At 63.5% G+C, this 14,860-nt stretch carries 15 protein-coding genes; 2 read left to right on the top strand and 13 right to left on the bottom strand.

Translation table 11 applies throughout. The features are described from left to right. Nucleotides 1-33: 33 nt before the first annotated feature. From G3N94_RS10505 to G3N94_RS10455, 11 genes are all read right to left on the bottom strand, one after another. Nucleotides 34-741, bottom strand: a complete 708-nt coding sequence (locus G3N94_RS10505; protein WP_205792317.1) for a GntR family transcriptional regulator — start codon at nt 739-741, stop codon at nt 34-36. A gap of 62 nt (nt 742-803) precedes the next feature. Continuing rightward, nucleotides 804-1,841: a proline racemase family protein gene (locus G3N94_RS10500; protein WP_205792316.1), complete on the bottom strand. Its 1,038-nt coding sequence runs from the start codon at nt 1,839-1,841 to the stop codon at nt 804-806. Between the two features lie 15 nt (nt 1,842-1,856). Continuing rightward, complete coding sequence (locus G3N94_RS10495) at nt 1,857-3,338, bottom strand: aldehyde dehydrogenase family protein (protein ID WP_205792315.1); 1,482 nt, start codon at nt 3,336-3,338, stop codon at nt 1,857-1,859. Further along, a complete protein-coding gene (locus G3N94_RS10490) occupies nt 3,335-4,411 on the bottom strand; it encodes a proline racemase family protein (RefSeq protein WP_205792314.1) in 1,077 nt (358 codons plus the stop codon). The genes G3N94_RS10495 and G3N94_RS10490 overlap by 4 nt, the downstream gene beginning before the upstream one ends. Nucleotides 4,412-4,440: 29 nt before the next feature. Next, entirely contained in the window at nt 4,441-5,727 is a 1,287-nt protein-coding gene (locus G3N94_RS10485) for an FAD-dependent oxidoreductase (RefSeq protein WP_241021742.1), read from the bottom strand. Between the two features lie 197 nt (nt 5,728-5,924). After that, nucleotides 5,925-6,803: a dihydrodipicolinate synthase family protein gene (locus G3N94_RS10480; protein ID WP_205792312.1), complete on the bottom strand. Its 879-nt coding sequence runs from the start codon at nt 6,801-6,803 to the stop codon at nt 5,925-5,927. Between the two features lie 63 nt (nt 6,804-6,866). Next, nucleotides 6,867-7,532 carry an amino acid ABC transporter permease gene (locus G3N94_RS10475; RefSeq protein WP_205792311.1) on the bottom strand — a complete coding sequence of 222 codons (666 nt, stop codon included), beginning with the start codon at nt 7,530-7,532 and terminating at the stop codon, nt 6,867-6,869. 11 nt (nt 7,533-7,543) lie between these two features. Continuing rightward, nucleotides 7,544-8,215 (bottom strand): amino acid ABC transporter permease, encoded by a 672-nt coding sequence (locus tag G3N94_RS10470; protein ID WP_205792310.1) that lies wholly within the window; start codon nt 8,213-8,215, stop codon nt 7,544-7,546. 10 nt (nt 8,216-8,225) lie between these two features. Continuing rightward, entirely contained in the window at nt 8,226-9,059 is an 834-nt protein-coding gene (locus tag G3N94_RS10465) for an amino acid ABC transporter ATP-binding protein (protein ID WP_241021741.1), read from the bottom strand. Nucleotides 9,060-9,432: 373 nt separating this feature from the next. Next, entirely contained in the window at nt 9,433-10,269 is an 837-nt protein-coding gene (locus tag G3N94_RS10460; RefSeq protein WP_205792309.1) for a transporter substrate-binding domain-containing protein, read from the bottom strand. 479 nt (nt 10,270-10,748) lie between these two features. Next, nucleotides 10,749-11,621, bottom strand: coding sequence for an amidohydrolase family protein (locus tag G3N94_RS10455; RefSeq protein ID WP_205792308.1), 873 nt, complete (start codon nt 11,619-11,621; stop codon nt 10,749-10,751). A gap of 571 nt (nt 11,622-12,192) precedes the next feature. Here G3N94_RS10455 and G3N94_RS10450 point away from each other — a divergent pair. Together G3N94_RS10450 and G3N94_RS10445 are read left to right on the top strand one after the other, a co-directional pair. Then, entirely contained in the window at nt 12,193-12,483 is a 291-nt protein-coding gene (locus G3N94_RS10450; protein ID WP_205792307.1) for a DUF3331 domain-containing protein, read from the top strand. Between the two features lie 398 nt (nt 12,484-12,881). Next, nucleotides 12,882-13,184, top strand: a complete 303-nt coding sequence (locus tag G3N94_RS10445) for a DUF4148 domain-containing protein (RefSeq protein WP_124599126.1) — start codon at nt 12,882-12,884, stop codon at nt 13,182-13,184. Between the two features lie 221 nt (nt 13,185-13,405). Here G3N94_RS10445 and G3N94_RS10440 read toward each other — a convergent pair whose 3' ends face one another. Further along, nucleotides 13,406-14,335 (bottom strand): alpha/beta hydrolase, encoded by a 930-nt coding sequence (locus G3N94_RS10440; protein ID WP_205792306.1) that lies wholly within the window; start codon nt 14,333-14,335, stop codon nt 13,406-13,408. Nucleotides 14,336-14,357: 22 nt separating this feature from the next. Next, nucleotides 14,358-14,846, bottom strand: a complete 489-nt coding sequence (locus G3N94_RS10435; RefSeq protein WP_205792305.1) for a thioesterase family protein — start codon at nt 14,844-14,846, stop codon at nt 14,358-14,360. Nucleotides 14,847-14,860: the final 14 nt, after the last annotated feature.

The raw sequence follows: 14,860 nt of genomic DNA, 5'->3' as shown, positions 1-14,860 counted from the left end.
GACGCTTTCGCGGCTAGGGTCGTGCCGATTGCTTTACGCGACGGGCATCGACTCCAGCATGTTCTGCTTCATGTAATCGAGGAAACGCTTCTGGAACAGCATCGTATGTTCATGCGCAGCCTTTTCGGCGGCGTCGGCGTCGCGCTTCGCAATCGCCTCGATGATCTCGAGATGGTCGCGATCGAGCTTCGACGCGGTGGGTGACGTGACGGTGTAGTCGAAATGCAGATGGAGCAGCCGTTGCCCTTCTCCGAGCAACCGTTCGTAGTAGACGACGAAATACGGGTTGTTCGCCGCATGCGCAATGGCCATGTGAAACGCCTTGTTCGTCTCGGACATCGCCTGGAAATCGCCGCTGTCGATTGCCTTCATGTAGATATCGTCGGCGTTGCGGATCCGCTCGAGATCCGCGGCCGTCCTGTGCGTGGCCGCCAGACGCGTCACGGCTCGCTGAATCAGGTCGAGCGCCGAGATGTACTTCGGGAACTCCTCGATTTCGAACGGCGTAACGAGCGTCGTGCGGTTCGGCAGGATCGTCACCAGCCCTTCGCTGATGAGCCGGGCCAGCGCATCGCGCACCGGCGAGCGCGACAGGCCGAACTGGGCCGCAAGCGAGATTTCGTCGAGCGGGGCGCCCGGCTTCAGTTTCAGCGTGAGAATCTGCTTGCGCAGTTCCTCATAAACGTATCGCCCACCATGCCGACGACCAGCGCCCTCCGTCTCTTGTGCCTCTTTGTTCATCCTGCCACCCGTTCGATCATTAGCCCGCAAACCCGGACGTGCGCCCGAGTGTAACACCGCGCCTAACCCCCGGTGCCCGGGAAGCCGGCGCCCCATGTATCGCTCAGCATGAATCCGGCCGCGAGCGGATCGTCCGGATCGACACCGAGCTGCTGAATGCCGTACAGCCACGCCCGCCCGTGCACCCGCGGCAACACCGCCGGCTTGCCGCCGACCTCGGTCGTCCCCAGGCACTCGATCCGGAATTCGCCGCCGATCGTCGAACGCGACGTCAGGCGGCTGCCGGTCTGCACGCGGCCGCGCGCGGCGAGCGTCGCGAGATTGGCCGAGCTGCCGGTCCCGCATGGGGACCGGTCGACGCGCCCCGGCGGCAATGTCGTGCAGGTCTGGTACAGGTCGTCGCTCACGCGATTCCTGAACATCACGTAAGCGACCTCGTCGATCTGCGGGTACAGCGGATGCTGAACGCGGATCTGCCGATTGATCACGTCCTTCAGCCGCACCCCGAGGTCCGCGAGCTTCCGCGCATTTTCGGGCGCGATCTCGAGCGCGACCTGGTCGACGTCGATCAGCGCGTAGTAGACGCCGCCGAACGCGATATCGGCCGTGATGCTGCCGAGCGACTCGACCTCGAACGAGAAGTCGAGCCGTTCGACGAACGCCGGCACCATGTCCAGCGCGACACCGATACAACGCCCGTCCCGGCATGTCGCGCGTGCGGTCACGAGGCCCGCGGGCGTGTCCAGCACGACCTCCGTCTCCGGTTCCCGCATCGGCACCATGCCCAGCTCGAGCAGCGCTGTCACGACGCAGATCGCATTGCTGCCGGACATCGGATGCGCCTTGTCCGCCTGCAGCACGATGAAGCCGGCGTGCGCTTCCGGGCGCGTCGGCGGCAGCAGCAGATTGACCGACATCTGCAGGCAGCCGCGTGGCTCGAGAACCACGAGCCGACGCAGGCTGTCGTCAACTTCGTTGATGTAGTTCATCTTGTCGAGCATGGTCTTGCCGGGAACGTCGATCACGCCCCCGGTAATGACCTTGCCGATTTCGCCTTCGCAGTGGACGTCGACGAGTTGCAGCGTTTTCTTCCAGCGCATGATTACCCTCGATCGTTACCTGATGTACCAGCCCCACGGCTTGTCGCTGTCGTAGCGCGTAATCTGCTTGGTTTCGAGATAATTGTTCAAGCCCCATTCGCCGAGCTCGCGGCCGATGCCGCTTTGCTTGTAGCCGCCCCACGGCGCTTCGGTAAATGTCGGCTGCGAACAGTTGATCCAGACGATGCCGGCACGCAGCGCGCGCGCTACGCGCTCGCAACGATCGAGATCGCGCGACATGACTGCGGCCGCGAGTCCGAAGCGGGAATCGTTCGCCGAGCGCACGGCTTGCGTCTCGTCGTCGAAAGGCCGGACGCACACGACCGGCCCGAAGATTTCCTCCCGCCAGATCCAGCTGTCTTCCGGCACGTCGGCAAAGACGGCCGGCTCGATGAAATACCCTTGATCGAGATGCGCGGGGCGCGCGCCACCCGTGACGAGCCGGGCGCCTTCGGCCTTGCCGCGTTCGACGGCGGCCAGTACCTTGTCGTACTGCCCCCGGCTCACGATCGGCCCCATCAGCACGCCTGCTTCGAGCCCATTGCCAATCCGGATCTTGCGCGCTTCCTCTTCGAGCCGCGCAAGTACGCGCGCGTAAATGCCACGCTGCACGAGCACGCGCGAGGTTGCGGAGCACACCTCGCCCTGGTTCCAGAAAATGCCGAACATGATCCACTCGACGGCTGCGTCGATGTCGCTGTCGTCGAACACAATGAATGGCGACTTTCCACCGAGTTCCAGACTCACGTTCTTGATGTCGCGCGCGGCGGCCTGCATGATGCGGCTGCCGGTCGGCACGCTGCCGGTGAACGCGAGCTTGTCGATGCCGGGATGCTCGGCGAGCGGCGCACCCGCGTCCTGACCGAGACCGGTCACGACGTTCAGCACGCCAGCAGGAAGCCCTGCCGCGTCAGCAATCCCGGCCAGCTCGAGGGCGGTCAGCGGCGTCAGCTCCGACGGTTTCAACACCATCGTGCAGCCGGCGGCAAGCGCCGGCGCGACCTTCCACGCCGCCATCAGCATCGGGAAATTCCACGGGATGATCGCGCCGGCGACGCCGACCGGCTCCTTTCTCGCAATCGAGCTGAAGCGATCGTCGGCCAGTGCGACCGGCTTTTCCGCATTCGTGTCGAGCTGTTCAGCGAGACCGGCATAGAACTCGAAGCAGCCTGCCGCGTCGCCCAGATCCCACAGCGCCTCCGGCAGCGGCTTGCCGTTGTCGCGCACCTCGATCTCGGCCAATTCATCCAGGCGATCGCGAATTCCTGTGCCGATCGCCCGCAGCACCCGGGCGCGCTCGGCGCCGCTCATGCGCGGCCACGGCCCCTCGTCGAATGCATTTCGGGCAGCCGTCACCGCCAGGTCGATGTCTTCCGGTGTCGCTGCTGCGACTTTCGCAATGACCTTCTCGGTGCCGGGATCGACGGTGTCGAACGTTCCGCGCCTGACCGGCGCGACCCAGCCGCCGTTGATGAAAAGTTGGTCGTATGTGTTCATGTGTCCGATCCCTGCTTGCGTGATTTGACGAGTCTGTCGTCGACGGCTTCCAGCCACGTATCCGCCAACGTGAATCCGGTCTGGAATCGATCAGTCGGATCGACGCCGATTTGCGAAATCCCCGTAATCCAGGCCTGCCCCGAGACAACCGGCACAACCGCGGCAAGGTTTCCGACCTGCGTGGTTGAAGCGACACGGCTTTCGAATCTCGAGCCCGTGATCGATTCGTGGATGAAGGTTTCCCCGATGTCTATGAGACCTTTTGCGTGCATCACGGCAAGCCGCGCCGACGTACCGGTACCACAGGGCGAGCGATCGCAACGCCCCGGCGACACGATGACGGTGTTGCGGGCAAGAAGCTTCCCGTTTTCGTGTTTCAACGGGCCCATGAATTGCGTATTCGTCACGCCCTTGATCAACGGATTCAATGGGTGCGAGAACGGCAGTTGCTCCGCCGCGGCAGCCTTGATGTGTTGACCGAGTTCGCAGAGCTCGCGTGCCTCATCCGCCGTAATCCGGAAACCCAGCGATTCGGCATCGACCAGTACGTACGTCATCCCCCCGTACGCGACGTCGACCTTTATGTCACCAAGGCCCGGCACCTCGATATGCGCATCGAGATGCGCGACAAACGCTGGCTGATTGGTGAATTCGACGCGCGTTACCTTTCCGTCGGAGCAGTCGCAGCGTACCGCAATCAGTCCGGCTGGGGCCTCCAGAACGAGCTCGGTCACCGGCTCCGCCATCTTGACAATACCGGTCTCGAGCAGGACGGTTGCAACGCACATGGTATTCGAGCCGGACATCGCCACGTATTCCGTCGACTCGCCGATCACGTAGCCCATTTGCGCGCGTTCGTCCGTCGCAGGCAAGATGAAATTGACGTTGTGATTCACCGAACCACGCGGCTCGAAGAGACAGATCTTCCGCAATTCGTCTCCATGTTCCTCGAGATAGAGCATCTTCTCGAACATGGTCTTTCCGGGGACGTTGATAATCCCCCCCGTCACCACGTTGCCTACTTCGCCTTCCGCGTGGCAACTCACCATCGTGATTGTCCTGTTCCAGCGCATCACGTTCTCCGCTTTCCAATGCCGCCTGTTCAGAATCGATATGCGCTGAACGGTGCAAGATCCTGTTTCGTTTGTCGACCGGCGACCAGGTCGCCGATCAAGCGCCCCGTCGTCGCGCTGAGCGTGAGACCAAGCTGACCGTGGCCGAAGGCCATGAACACGTTCGGCAGCCGGCGCGAACGATCGATGATCGGCTTCGTATCCGGCAGGAACGGACGGTAACCGACGCCGTACTCGAACCCGTCCGTGCGCAACTCGGGCAGAACCCGCTTCGCTTTCTCGAGAATGATTTCCGCACGCCTGAAATTCGGTTTCGCATCGCGCCCCGCGAACTCGATCGTGCCGCCGATCTGCAACCCACGTGTAAACGGGCTGAAGCAGAAACCGCCATCCGCATAAATCACCGAGTGCCTGAATTCGACGCCCGGATGCGGCAGCACCGCCTGATAGCCGGCGATGCCTTCGAGCGGCACGTGCACGCCCAATGCATCGAAGAAGCGGCGCGAGCCCGTGCCTGCCGCGACGACGACATGCGCGGCGGCGATGCGCTCGCCATTCGCAAGCGTGACGCCCGTCGCGCGCCCCGACGATTCGTCGATGCGTGCTGCCTCCATGCGCACGCGGCGGCCGCCCTGCTCGATGAAGCTTTCGGTGAGTGCGGCGATGAACCCTTCGGTATCGCTGACTGCGCGCCAGTCCGGGAACAGCAGGCCGTGCTGAAACTTGCCGGCCAACGCCGGTTCCAGATCGCCGATCTCGGCCGCATTCAGGCGCTGCGACCTGAACCCGAGCGACGTACGCAAGTCCAGATGCGGCTGCTCATGCACAATCCCGGCCGGATCGTCGAACACTTCGATGATCGGCCGTTCGCCCATCAGTGCCTTGTCTGCACACGCATCGAGCAGCGGCGCAAAGTCCGCAAACACATCGTGCGTGAGCGTCGCCATCGCGCGCGCGATCGACTCGAGCTTCGAATGCCGCGCGCACGCGGCGAAGCGGAAGAACCACGGCAGAATGCCGGGCAGCGCGCTCGGCCTGAGCGCGAGCGGGCCCTTCTGATCCATCATCCAGCCCGGCACCTTCATCAGGATGCCCGGCTTCGACAACGGAATGATTTCGCTGACCGCGATCTGGCCGCAGCTCCATTTCGCGGTGCTGTCGCCTGGCGCGGCCGGGTCGATCAGCGTGACCGCATACCCTTCGCGCTGCAGATACAGTGCGCAGCAGACACCGACGATCCCGCCGCCGATCACAACGGCGGATGTCTTCCCGGCAGACTGCGCATTCGGGGCGGACGTTTGGGGAATCGCATTCAATTCATACACTCCAGCAAGTCGAAGCCCTGTGCGCAGGGTCGTGAATCGTCGACGTCGTGCAACACGGGCGCGCCGTCGATCGCCATGGGAACCGGCATCCGTTCGGTGTTGCGTTCGATGCATCGAAATACGTGTCGAGTCATTTCCGTCGTCTCGTTCAGTCGGCACCGGCACCCGACGATGCCGGCGCCACGGCATCAGGCCTGCGATGCTTCGAACACCTTGCGGAATGCAGCCTTCTCCGCATCGGTCAGCGGCTGCAGCGGCATGCGCGCGTTGCCAACCTTGAAGCCCGCGAGCTCGCAGCCATACTTCACCTTCTGGATGAACTTGCCCTCTTCCATGCTGGCCATCACCGGGAACAGCGAGACCATCACCGCCTGCGCGCCGCGAATATCGCCGGCCGAGAACTTGTTGTAGAAATCGACGACCGGCTTCACGAAGCAGTTCGCCGGTCCACAGATCCAGCTGCTCGCGCCCCACAGGAAAAAGTCGAGCGCCTGATCGTCGGAACCGCAAGACAGCTGGTAGTGATCCTTGTACTTCGTGCCGATCTCGATCGCGCGCAGCAGATTGCCGCTGCTTTCCTTGATGCCGATCACGCGCGGATTGTCCTTGAACGCGTCGAGCACACCGTAGCCCACTTCGACATTGGTGCGAACCGGGTAGTTGTACAGCACGACGTTCACGTCGGGGACAGCAGCGAGAATCGCGTCGTAGTGCGCGATCAGCTCGTCCTGCGACGGGAGTGCGTAGTACGGCGGCGCAATCAGCAGGTTGGTGAAGCCCGCATCGCGCGTCTGCTGGACCTGCTCGATCACCTCGCGCGTCGAGGAGCCATTCGCGCCCGCGATCAGGATGCCCCGGTCGCCAACGACTTCACGCACGGTCTTCAGGACTGCGCGGCGCTCGTCGTTCGTCAGCGCGTAGTACTCGCCGGTCGACCCGAGCGGAACAAACCCTTTGACGCCGGCCTTGAGCTGAAACTCGAGGATGTCGGCGAGCGTGTCGTGATCGACGGCGCCTGATGCATCAAACGGCGTGACGAGGGCGGGCAGGATACCTTTCAATTGCATGGGATTTCTCCAGCGTGAGAATGGGGGTCAACGGGGTCAACGGGGTCAACGGGGTCAACGGGGTCAATAGGCAAAGCGCCTGAGGAATCGCGATTCCACCAAGCCGACAAGACGCGTCAGCGGGAAGGCAACCACGAAGTAGATGAGCGCCACGGTCGTCAGGAACTCCACCGGATGCGCGGTGCTGTTCGAAATGTTCTGCCCGACGAACATCAGATCCGCAATGCCGACCGACGATATCAGCGCACTCTCCTTGAACAGGCTCACGACATTCGACAGCAGCGGCGGTATCGCGCGCAGCAATGCCTGCGGAAAGATCACGTAGAGTATCTTCACGTGCGGCGTCAGGCTCAGCGCGATGCACGCGTCATGCTGCTCCGACGAGATCGACTTCAGCGCGCCGCGGAACGTCTCGCTCGTGATCGCCACCATGTACAGCGTCAGCGAGATCAGCACCGACAGGTACGGCGGTATCGGCAAACGGAAGATCACCGGAAAGCAGAAGAACACCCAGAACAGCTGGATCAGCAGCGGCGTGCCTCGGAAAAACTCCACATAGAGCGTCGTCAGCGCCTTCATCCAGCGCGACGGCGACATGCGCAGCAGACTCAGCACGAATCCGCCCACACTGCCGACAACCGCGCAGCCGCTGGTGATGGCCAACGTCAGCCACAGCCCTTTCAGCAACACCATCCAGTACGGCAGGACGATCGAAAAATCGAGTGACATGTGCTTGCTCCTCAGCGCTGCATCGCCGCGTCCTGGCGACGCTCGATCACGTGGACCAGCCGCGCGATCGGCAGCGACAGCGCGAAGTAAATCAACGCAACCACCGTGTAGGTCTCGAGCGGCCGGTACGCTTCGGTCGCCAGACTCTTGCCGACGTACATCAGGTCCGCCACCGCGACGATCGCCACCAGCGCACTCTGCTGCAGCGTGCCGATCCCGTTCGTCATCAGCACCGGCATCGCGCTGCGCAGCGCCTGCGGAAGCACGACGTAGAGCGTGCGTTGCCACGGCTTCAGCCCCAGCGCCACACACGCATCCAGATGCTCCTTCGGCACCGCCTGCACGCCCGCGCGATACGCTTCGGCGTTGAACGCGGTCAGATTCAGGCCGAGCGCGAGCACGCCCATCGCGATCGGATCGATGAACACGTCGACCATCATCGGGATGCAGTAGAAGAACCAGACGATCTGCAGCAGCGCCGGCGTGCAGCGGAAGAACTCGATGAACAGCTGCGCCGGCCACCGCACGATCGTCCAGCGGCTCATCACGATCAGGCACAGCACGAAGCCGAGCACGATGCCCATCACGTTCGCCGCCAGCGCAAGCTCGAGCGTCACCCAGAGACCATCCAGCAGCTTGCCGACGCTGCCGGCGAGGAAATTGAAATCGAATTGGTAGTTCATCGCGCCGACCTCAATCGAGATGCAGGACTTTAGTGAGAAAATCCCGCGTGCGTGCTTCCTTCGGACACTTGAACATCTCCGCCGGCGCCCCCTCCTCGACGATCTTGCCGCCCGCGCAGAACACCACGCGCGTCGCAATGTCGCGCGCAAAGTGCATGTCGTGCGTGACGATGATCATCGCCATCTTCTGCTCGGCGAGCTTCAGCATCACGTTCTGCACTTCGACGACCATCTCCGGATCGAGCGCCGACGTCACTTCGTCGAACAGCATCAGCTTCGGCTCGAGCATCAGCGCGCGCGCAATCGCGACACGCTGCTTCTGCCCGCCCGACAACTGGCTCGGGTACGCGTGCAGCTTGCTTTCGAGGCCGAGGCGCGCGAGATACGTGCGGGCCCGCTCGGTCGCCTCCGCCTTCGACATGCCGCCGGCCTTCACCGGTGCGAGGATCAGGTTGCCCAGCACCGACAGGTGCGGAAACAGCGTGTAGTGCTGGAACACCATGCCGATCTGCTTCTGCAGCTTCGCGTCGATGCGCTTCGTCCGGCCCGAATCCGCGCCATGGATGTACGGCTTGCCCTGGAACGCGATCTCGCCGCCCTGAATCCCTTCGAGTCCCATCATTACGCGCAGCAGCGAGCTCTTGCCGCTGCCGCTCGGACCGATGATCACGAGCCGGTCGTCCGCCCGCATGTCCAGGTTCATCCGGTCCATCACCACCAGGTTCTCGCCGTACGACTTGTAGACCTCATGAAGCTGAACGAAATCGCCGCGCGCGGGATTTGAAGCGCCGCCGGCACTGACTGGGCTGGTCGGATGATCAACCGCGAATTGAGGTGACTGCATGGATATGTCTCCAGCGAAACGAATCTCAAACGCTTGATGGCCGGACCGGAACGCCGCGGCCCTCGGAATCCAGACAATTCTGCGCGCTTCATTGCATGCATCGATGTATGCATCGTAGGCGACCAAAATCTCGAGTGTCAACGGCTCGTTGCCGGACCGAGGGAAATCACTGAGATCGGAGAAGAACGAACGCCGCAGCGCGGAATGGAAGCGCCACCACGACAGGCACTGACGATGCAGGCCGAAACCGGCGATGCAAAAAAAACAGGGCACCCGGTGGACGAGTGCCCTGGCGTATGCGTCAGACAGGTGGTGCCCCGAATTTGACGTGGATGCCCGCACGACTTGCGATTCCACCCGGTCGCGACCGGGCTTATTTTTTCTGCTCGGCGAGCATCGACTGAACGGACGACTTGACGAGCCTGTCGACTGCGCCGGACTTCACCTGTTCATTGATCCATGTATTGAGAACTTTCATATCGGCAGGCGGCGTATCCTTGCGAACGCCAAAGGCGACTTCCTGCTGCGCGATTGCAGGTTGCGGATGAAATGCGACCGCCCATTCCGGATGCGCCTCCGTCAGCAGCATGTTGGTGATGTTCGCATCCGCGAGTAAATCGGCGCGTTTGGAGAGGAGTGCCAGGCGGATTTCGTCGTTGCCCGGCAAACGCATGATCGTGGCCTGCTTGAATAGCGGCGCAATCGCGCGATCCTGGGCAGAACCCGACATGTCGGCGATCACGACCCCCGGTTTGTCGATGTCGGCAATCGAACGGATCGATTTCGGGATCTTTGGATTGTTCTTGTTGTACACGAACGAGACATTGAAGTCCGTAGCGGGATCGGAAAACGAGATCGCCTTCTCTCGTTCAGGCGTGTCGTTCAATGCCATCGCCAGATCCCATTTGTCCGATTGCAGGCCAGCGACAATGTTGTCCCAGGTCGTGTCGACAAATTCAACCCTCACCTTCAGCACGTTCTGTCCGAAGTTGCGACAGAGCTCCGAAAAGAATCCGCTATATGCGCCGGTCTTCGGATCACGCATCACGTACGGCGGCGCCACGGCTGCACCGCAGCGCAAGACGCCCGCTTTCTTGACGTTTTGCCAAGCGCCGGCATCGTCCGCGTGGGACTGCATGCTGATGCCAAACGACGTCGCAGCCACGACGCACATCAGGGCCTGACGAGTAAAACGAGACAGCCGAACCATTGTTGATCCCTCCTGTATAGGGTAATCCCGGATACGACAAGCATCCACCACACATAATTGCACATTTATTTGTGTGCAGCGATGGATGCAATATTAGGAGGCCAGGCTTTTGACTGTCACCGGGAAAATCCCTTATTCGGGCGCTCGTTGCCGCTGGTCGGACAAGTCGGGGGCAGGCGTTGCCCACGAACACCAAGTGGAGGCGCGCGAAAGTCAATTGACTGAGGATTCAAGGAATCGGAAGTCGACTGCGGTGGCGGGAGCCACACTCATCCGATGTATCCAGTCTCGCGTCGGAAACGACGAAGCTGATTGCAGCAAACCACGCCTACCGCTCAGATCGGCCAGCAACTACCCGCCACATGACATCGTCCAGCCAAGCATGTCGCACCATGTTCAGGAACATCAACCGCGCGGTGCGGCCGACAATAGGCGTACGTGTCGCCCCGCCGTTGACGCTGCGCATCAATCCCGCGCGTTCACGCCGGCACCCCATAACAACGCGCCGCGCTGCCGCCCCACACGGCGCGCCGCTCGGCCACCGACAGGCGGCTCACCGCCCATCGTTCGACCAGCGACGCGACTTCGTCGTAGGACGCGGCGAGCAGGCAGACCGGCCAGTCGGAGCCGAACATCAGCCGCTGCGGGCCGAAGATTTCCAGTGCCGCGTCGAGGCACCGCTCGATGTGCCGGATATCCTGCGCCCGCAAGCCGCGCCGCCAGTCCGTTTCGGTGACGAGCCCGGACAGCTTGCACGCGACGTGCGGCAACGCGCCGAGCGCCTGCAGCGCAGCGCGCCAGCGCGCGAATGCGGTGTCGTCGCGGTTGAAATCGGCGAGCGCGGGCTTGCCGAGATGGTCGAGCACGAGCCAGTGCGCATCGTGGCGCGCGCAGAAATCGCGCACGTCCGGCAACTGGCGCTGAAACACGAGCACGTCGTACGCGTAGCCATGCGCCTGCAGCCACGCAACGCCGCGATTGAAATCCGGCTGCGCGACGAACGACGCGACATCGTGCTCATCCTGCACCTGATGGCGAAAGCCGCGCAGTTTCGGGCTGTTCCATTCGGCGACACGATCCGCGAGCTGTGGCGAGCCAAGATCCTCCCAGCCGACCACGCCGACGATGCGCGCATCGTCGCGCGCGAGATCGAGCAGGAACCGCGTGTCGTCGCGCCCGGCGCGCGCCTGCACGGCAATCGACGCGTTGAGCGCCTGGGTATGCAGCAGCGGCCACAGTTCGTCCGGCAGGCGATCGCGCGCGAGTGCGCTCATGCCCGTGCGGATCCACGGGTATTCGTCCGAACGATAGCGCCAGAAGTGCTGATGGGAATCGATGCGCAATGCGCCCATGGTGTCCTCGTGTTCGGGCGTCGCACGCCCACGCCGTACCATCGCCGTCCGGTCACCGCTTCTGTCATCGCGTGCCGCTCGCGCGCGGCACGCGACGACACACGATATCGCGCAATCGTACAGCGCCGCTGCCACATTCGGGCCGTCGATGGCGGAACGGGACAACCTGACAAGAACGTCACTTTCGTGTCAGCGTCCCAACGGCGCATTCCGACCATCATGACGTGCAGGGCCCGCCGACGGTAATGCGGCAACATCCGCCCGCCGCCAATCCCGGCGGGCGCTCCGTCCTCAGCGGCGTCCCCGTGCCTGAGCGAGCAGGCACGACGGCGCGGCCCGCTTTGCCGCCCCGGGCGTTCCGCGTCCGGGGCGTTTTTGTCTGCGGTTTCCCACGAAAATAAGCGTGGATTGTTTCTGAATCGGCAAAAGGTAATTTGAGCCAGACAGGATGTTTTTTCCGGTCACAGACGCTTACATTTAGCGCACCACTCATGGAAACCGCTACGGATTCGACTTCGGCCAGTGAGATCCACTGCCGGGCCGAAACCGCACGAGCTTTAGGAAACGGCAAATGAAGGCCTCCAAATCCCTGCCTGCGCTCGATCCCGCCGACGTCCACGTCGAAATTCTCGAACGTTCCGAAACGCTGCTCGTCGTCCGCTGGGTCGAACCCGGCCGCTGTCATTACGGCGAGCAACGCTGGCGCCGCCGCTTTGCGCAGCGCACCGGCACCTGCGCGCTGTCGCGCCAGGTGATCCAGCGCGGCGACGAAGTGTTCCGCCCCGCCGAGCGCCCGGCGCCCGCGAATGCGGCCGCGATGATCTCCGCCGCCGAAGTGTTCGCACTGGCGGGCGGGAAGTAATACCGGTTCAACACCGATTCGGCGTCCCGGCCCGTTTTCGCACATCCAGAAGCGCCCGCCTGTTTCCGTCGTTTGCCAGCGTCACGCGCGCACCTCTTCGTTACATCACGCAATGTAACGAAGGGGTGCGCGCGTCTGTCTGCGTCGGCACGGTTGCTCCGGCGCCGCGGCAGCTGCGCCGGACATCCGTTGATCGGCGCCCGCAAATTCTTCATACTTATTGCGCGACTTGAAACGAAAGCAGAATGAAAGACTACTCCGGCGCCGTATTTTTACCAATTGGGAAACAATCTTTAATCAAAGTCGGCGTTTACCCTGAAGCCCCCGGTGACTAAGATTTCATCAATCGCTTAAGACATGGTGTCGAGAGCGAACTCAATAAAATACCGGAGGTCATCATGAAATCGCTCGTTTATGCAGTCGTTGCCGCTACCGCCCTGTCCGCTTCGTTTGGCGCATTCGCACAAAGCACCGTGACCCGTGCGCAAGTGCGCAACGAGCTGGTCCAGCTCGAGAAGGCCGGTTACAAGCCGGGCGTGTCGAGCCCGTACTACCCGGAAGATATCCAGGCTGCGCAAGCGCGCGTGCATGGTGATGACAACAGCGGCTACGGCGCGCAAGCCGCTCCGGTCGTCCGCGCAGGCAGCCCGGCTGCCGCGACGACGTCGAACCCGCGCGACTCGGTCTTCTTCGGCCAGTAAGCCCCACGCGCCCGTTGCGGGCGCCGCGCATCGCGCATGAAGTGTCCGGACGAGCCCCACAGACGGGCTCGTCTTTTTTTGTGAGCTGCATACCTCCGCCGCTTCCGCAAGGGACGGCTTCGCCCGGGCGCGTTGCGTCCGGGCGCTTTTTCGCCGGCCACGGCGAATGCGTCGACGTCAACGGTTCGCGCGTTCGAATGCCCGCTGTTGCACGCAGCGGATCACGCGCGTGGCGCGACCACGAACGCCGCGATCTCGCGATGCATCCGCGCCGCCTGCGGACTCGTATCGAGCGCACGCCAGCAGCCGTGCACGAGCCCTTCCCCTAGCCAGAAACGCGCGACGCCACCTGCGTCGCGAATCCGTTCGACGTAGACCCGCGCATCGTCGCGCAGCGGATCGTGCTCCGCGCCGATCGCGAGAACCGGCGGCAAGCCGTAGAAGCGCGCGGCATCGAGCGGCACCGTCACGCGCGGCGGCGGCCCGTTTCCCCAGTACAGCGCGCGATAGCGATAGACATCGTCGAGCGTCAGCAGCGGCGCGTGCGCTTCGGTGTCACGCGCCGGCCGTTGCGGCTCGCTGCCCAGCATCGGATAGACGAGCGCGATGCCGTCGATCCCGCCCTCCGCTGCGTCGCGCAGCGACGTCGCGACAGCCGCCGCAAGCATACCGCCCGCGCTGTCGCCCGCGAGCGTCAGCGGGCGCGCGCAAGGCCCGAACGGCAGCCGCGCCGCGCGTGCCGCGCGAGCGATGGCCAGGCAGTCGTCGAGCGCGGCGGGCGCCGAATGCTCGGGCGCGAGCCGGTAATCCGTCGCGATCACGGCAAGCCCCGTGTCGGCCGCAAGACGCGCGGTGATCAACGCATGGCTGTCGAGCGAGCCGACGACGAAGCCCCCGCCATGGAAGAACAGCACCGTCCCGCGCGGCGCGTCGTGTGCGGGACGGTAGCAACGCAGCGCGATCGCACGTCCGTCCGGCGCATCGAATGTGGCGTCTTCCTGCACGATGCCATCCGGCAACGAGGCAGGCGTCCACGCCGCCGCGAAGCGCTCGTATAAGCGGCGTTGCTCGGCCGGTGTTTGCGCGGCGGCGTCCGCCGGATACCATGCGTCGACCGCTTCGACGAACGCCGCAATTTCAGGCTCGAGCATCGGCCAGGCTCCTTGTGCCGCGCTAACGGCGCACCGGCAAGCCAATCACGCGCCCCGCATACCCAGGCGGCGCGACATCGCGTTGCAACGCATGCAGCGCCGCGACCCGCTCCGCGACATCGGCATCGAACGGCGCCGACTTCGCGCCGTCGCGCGTATCGACGTGCAGCAACATCTGCTCGCTCGCCGACACCGGCTCGTCGAGCCCGTCCGCGAACAGTTCCAGATACAGATGCAGCCGCTTCGCGTCGTGCGCGAGCACGCGCGCATCGACACGCACGCGCCGGCCTTCCTTGATCTCGTGCAGGTAGTTGATGTGCGCCTCGAGCGTGTAGGCCGAGCGCCCCCGCGACTTGCGAGTCGCGTCGTCGAGACCGATGCGGTCCAGCAGCGCATCAGTCGCGAAGCTGAAGATCAGCAGGTAAAACGCATCGCGCAGGTGCCCGTTGTAGTCGACCCATTCGGGCCGCACGACGTCCCGGTATATCGTCAGCGGGGTATCGCCCGTCATCGTCAAGTCCTCGC

The sequence above is a fragment of the Burkholderia sp. Ac-20353 genome (assembly GCF_017104785.1).
In the GTDB taxonomy this organism is placed as follows: Bacteria; Pseudomonadota; Gammaproteobacteria; order Burkholderiales; family Burkholderiaceae; genus Burkholderia.
This window is presented reverse-complemented; position numbering and strand designations above follow the sequence as displayed.

Excerpts from the sequence above, each read along its gene's own strand:
- G3N94_RS10505 (WP_205792317.1), bottom strand. The coding sequence starts at position 741 with ATGAACAAAGAGGCACAAGAGACGGAGGGCGCTGGTCGTCGGCATGGT.
- G3N94_RS10500 (WP_205792316.1), bottom strand. The coding sequence starts at position 1,841 with ATGCGCTGGAAGAAAACGCTGCAACTCGTCGACGTCCACTGCGAAGGC.
- G3N94_RS10495 (WP_205792315.1), bottom strand. The coding sequence starts at position 3,338 with ATGAACACATACGACCAACTTTTCATCAACGGCGGCTGGGTCGCGCCG.
- G3N94_RS10490 (WP_205792314.1), bottom strand. The coding sequence starts at position 4,411 with ATGCGCTGGAACAGGACAATCACGATGGTGAGTTGCCACGCGGAAGGC.
- G3N94_RS10480 (WP_205792312.1), bottom strand. The coding sequence starts at position 6,803 with ATGCAATTGAAAGGTATCCTGCCCGCCCTCGTCACGCCGTTTGATGCA.
- G3N94_RS10475 (WP_205792311.1), bottom strand. The coding sequence starts at position 7,532 with ATGTCACTCGATTTTTCGATCGTCCTGCCGTACTGGATGGTGTTGCTG.
- G3N94_RS10470 (WP_205792310.1), bottom strand. The coding sequence starts at position 8,215 with ATGAACTACCAATTCGATTTCAATTTCCTCGCCGGCAGCGTCGGCAAG.
- G3N94_RS10465 (WP_241021741.1), bottom strand. The coding sequence starts at position 9,059 with ATGCAGTCACCTCAATTCGCGGTTGATCATCCGACCAGCCCAGTCAGT.
- G3N94_RS10460 (WP_205792309.1), bottom strand. The coding sequence starts at position 10,269 with ATGGTTCGGCTGTCTCGTTTTACTCGTCAGGCCCTGATGTGCGTCGTG.
- G3N94_RS10455 (WP_205792308.1), bottom strand. The coding sequence starts at position 11,621 with ATGGGCGCATTGCGCATCGATTCCCATCAGCACTTCTGGCGCTATCGT.
- G3N94_RS10450 (WP_205792307.1), top strand. The coding sequence starts at position 12,193 with ATGAAGGCCTCCAAATCCCTGCCTGCGCTCGATCCCGCCGACGTCCAC.
- G3N94_RS10445 (WP_124599126.1), top strand. The coding sequence starts at position 12,882 with ATGAAATCGCTCGTTTATGCAGTCGTTGCCGCTACCGCCCTGTCCGCT.
- G3N94_RS10440 (WP_205792306.1), bottom strand. The coding sequence starts at position 14,335 with ATGCTCGAGCCTGAAATTGCGGCGTTCGTCGAAGCGGTCGACGCATGG.
- G3N94_RS10435 (WP_205792305.1), bottom strand. The coding sequence starts at position 14,846 with ATGACGGGCGATACCCCGCTGACGATATACCGGGACGTCGTGCGGCCC.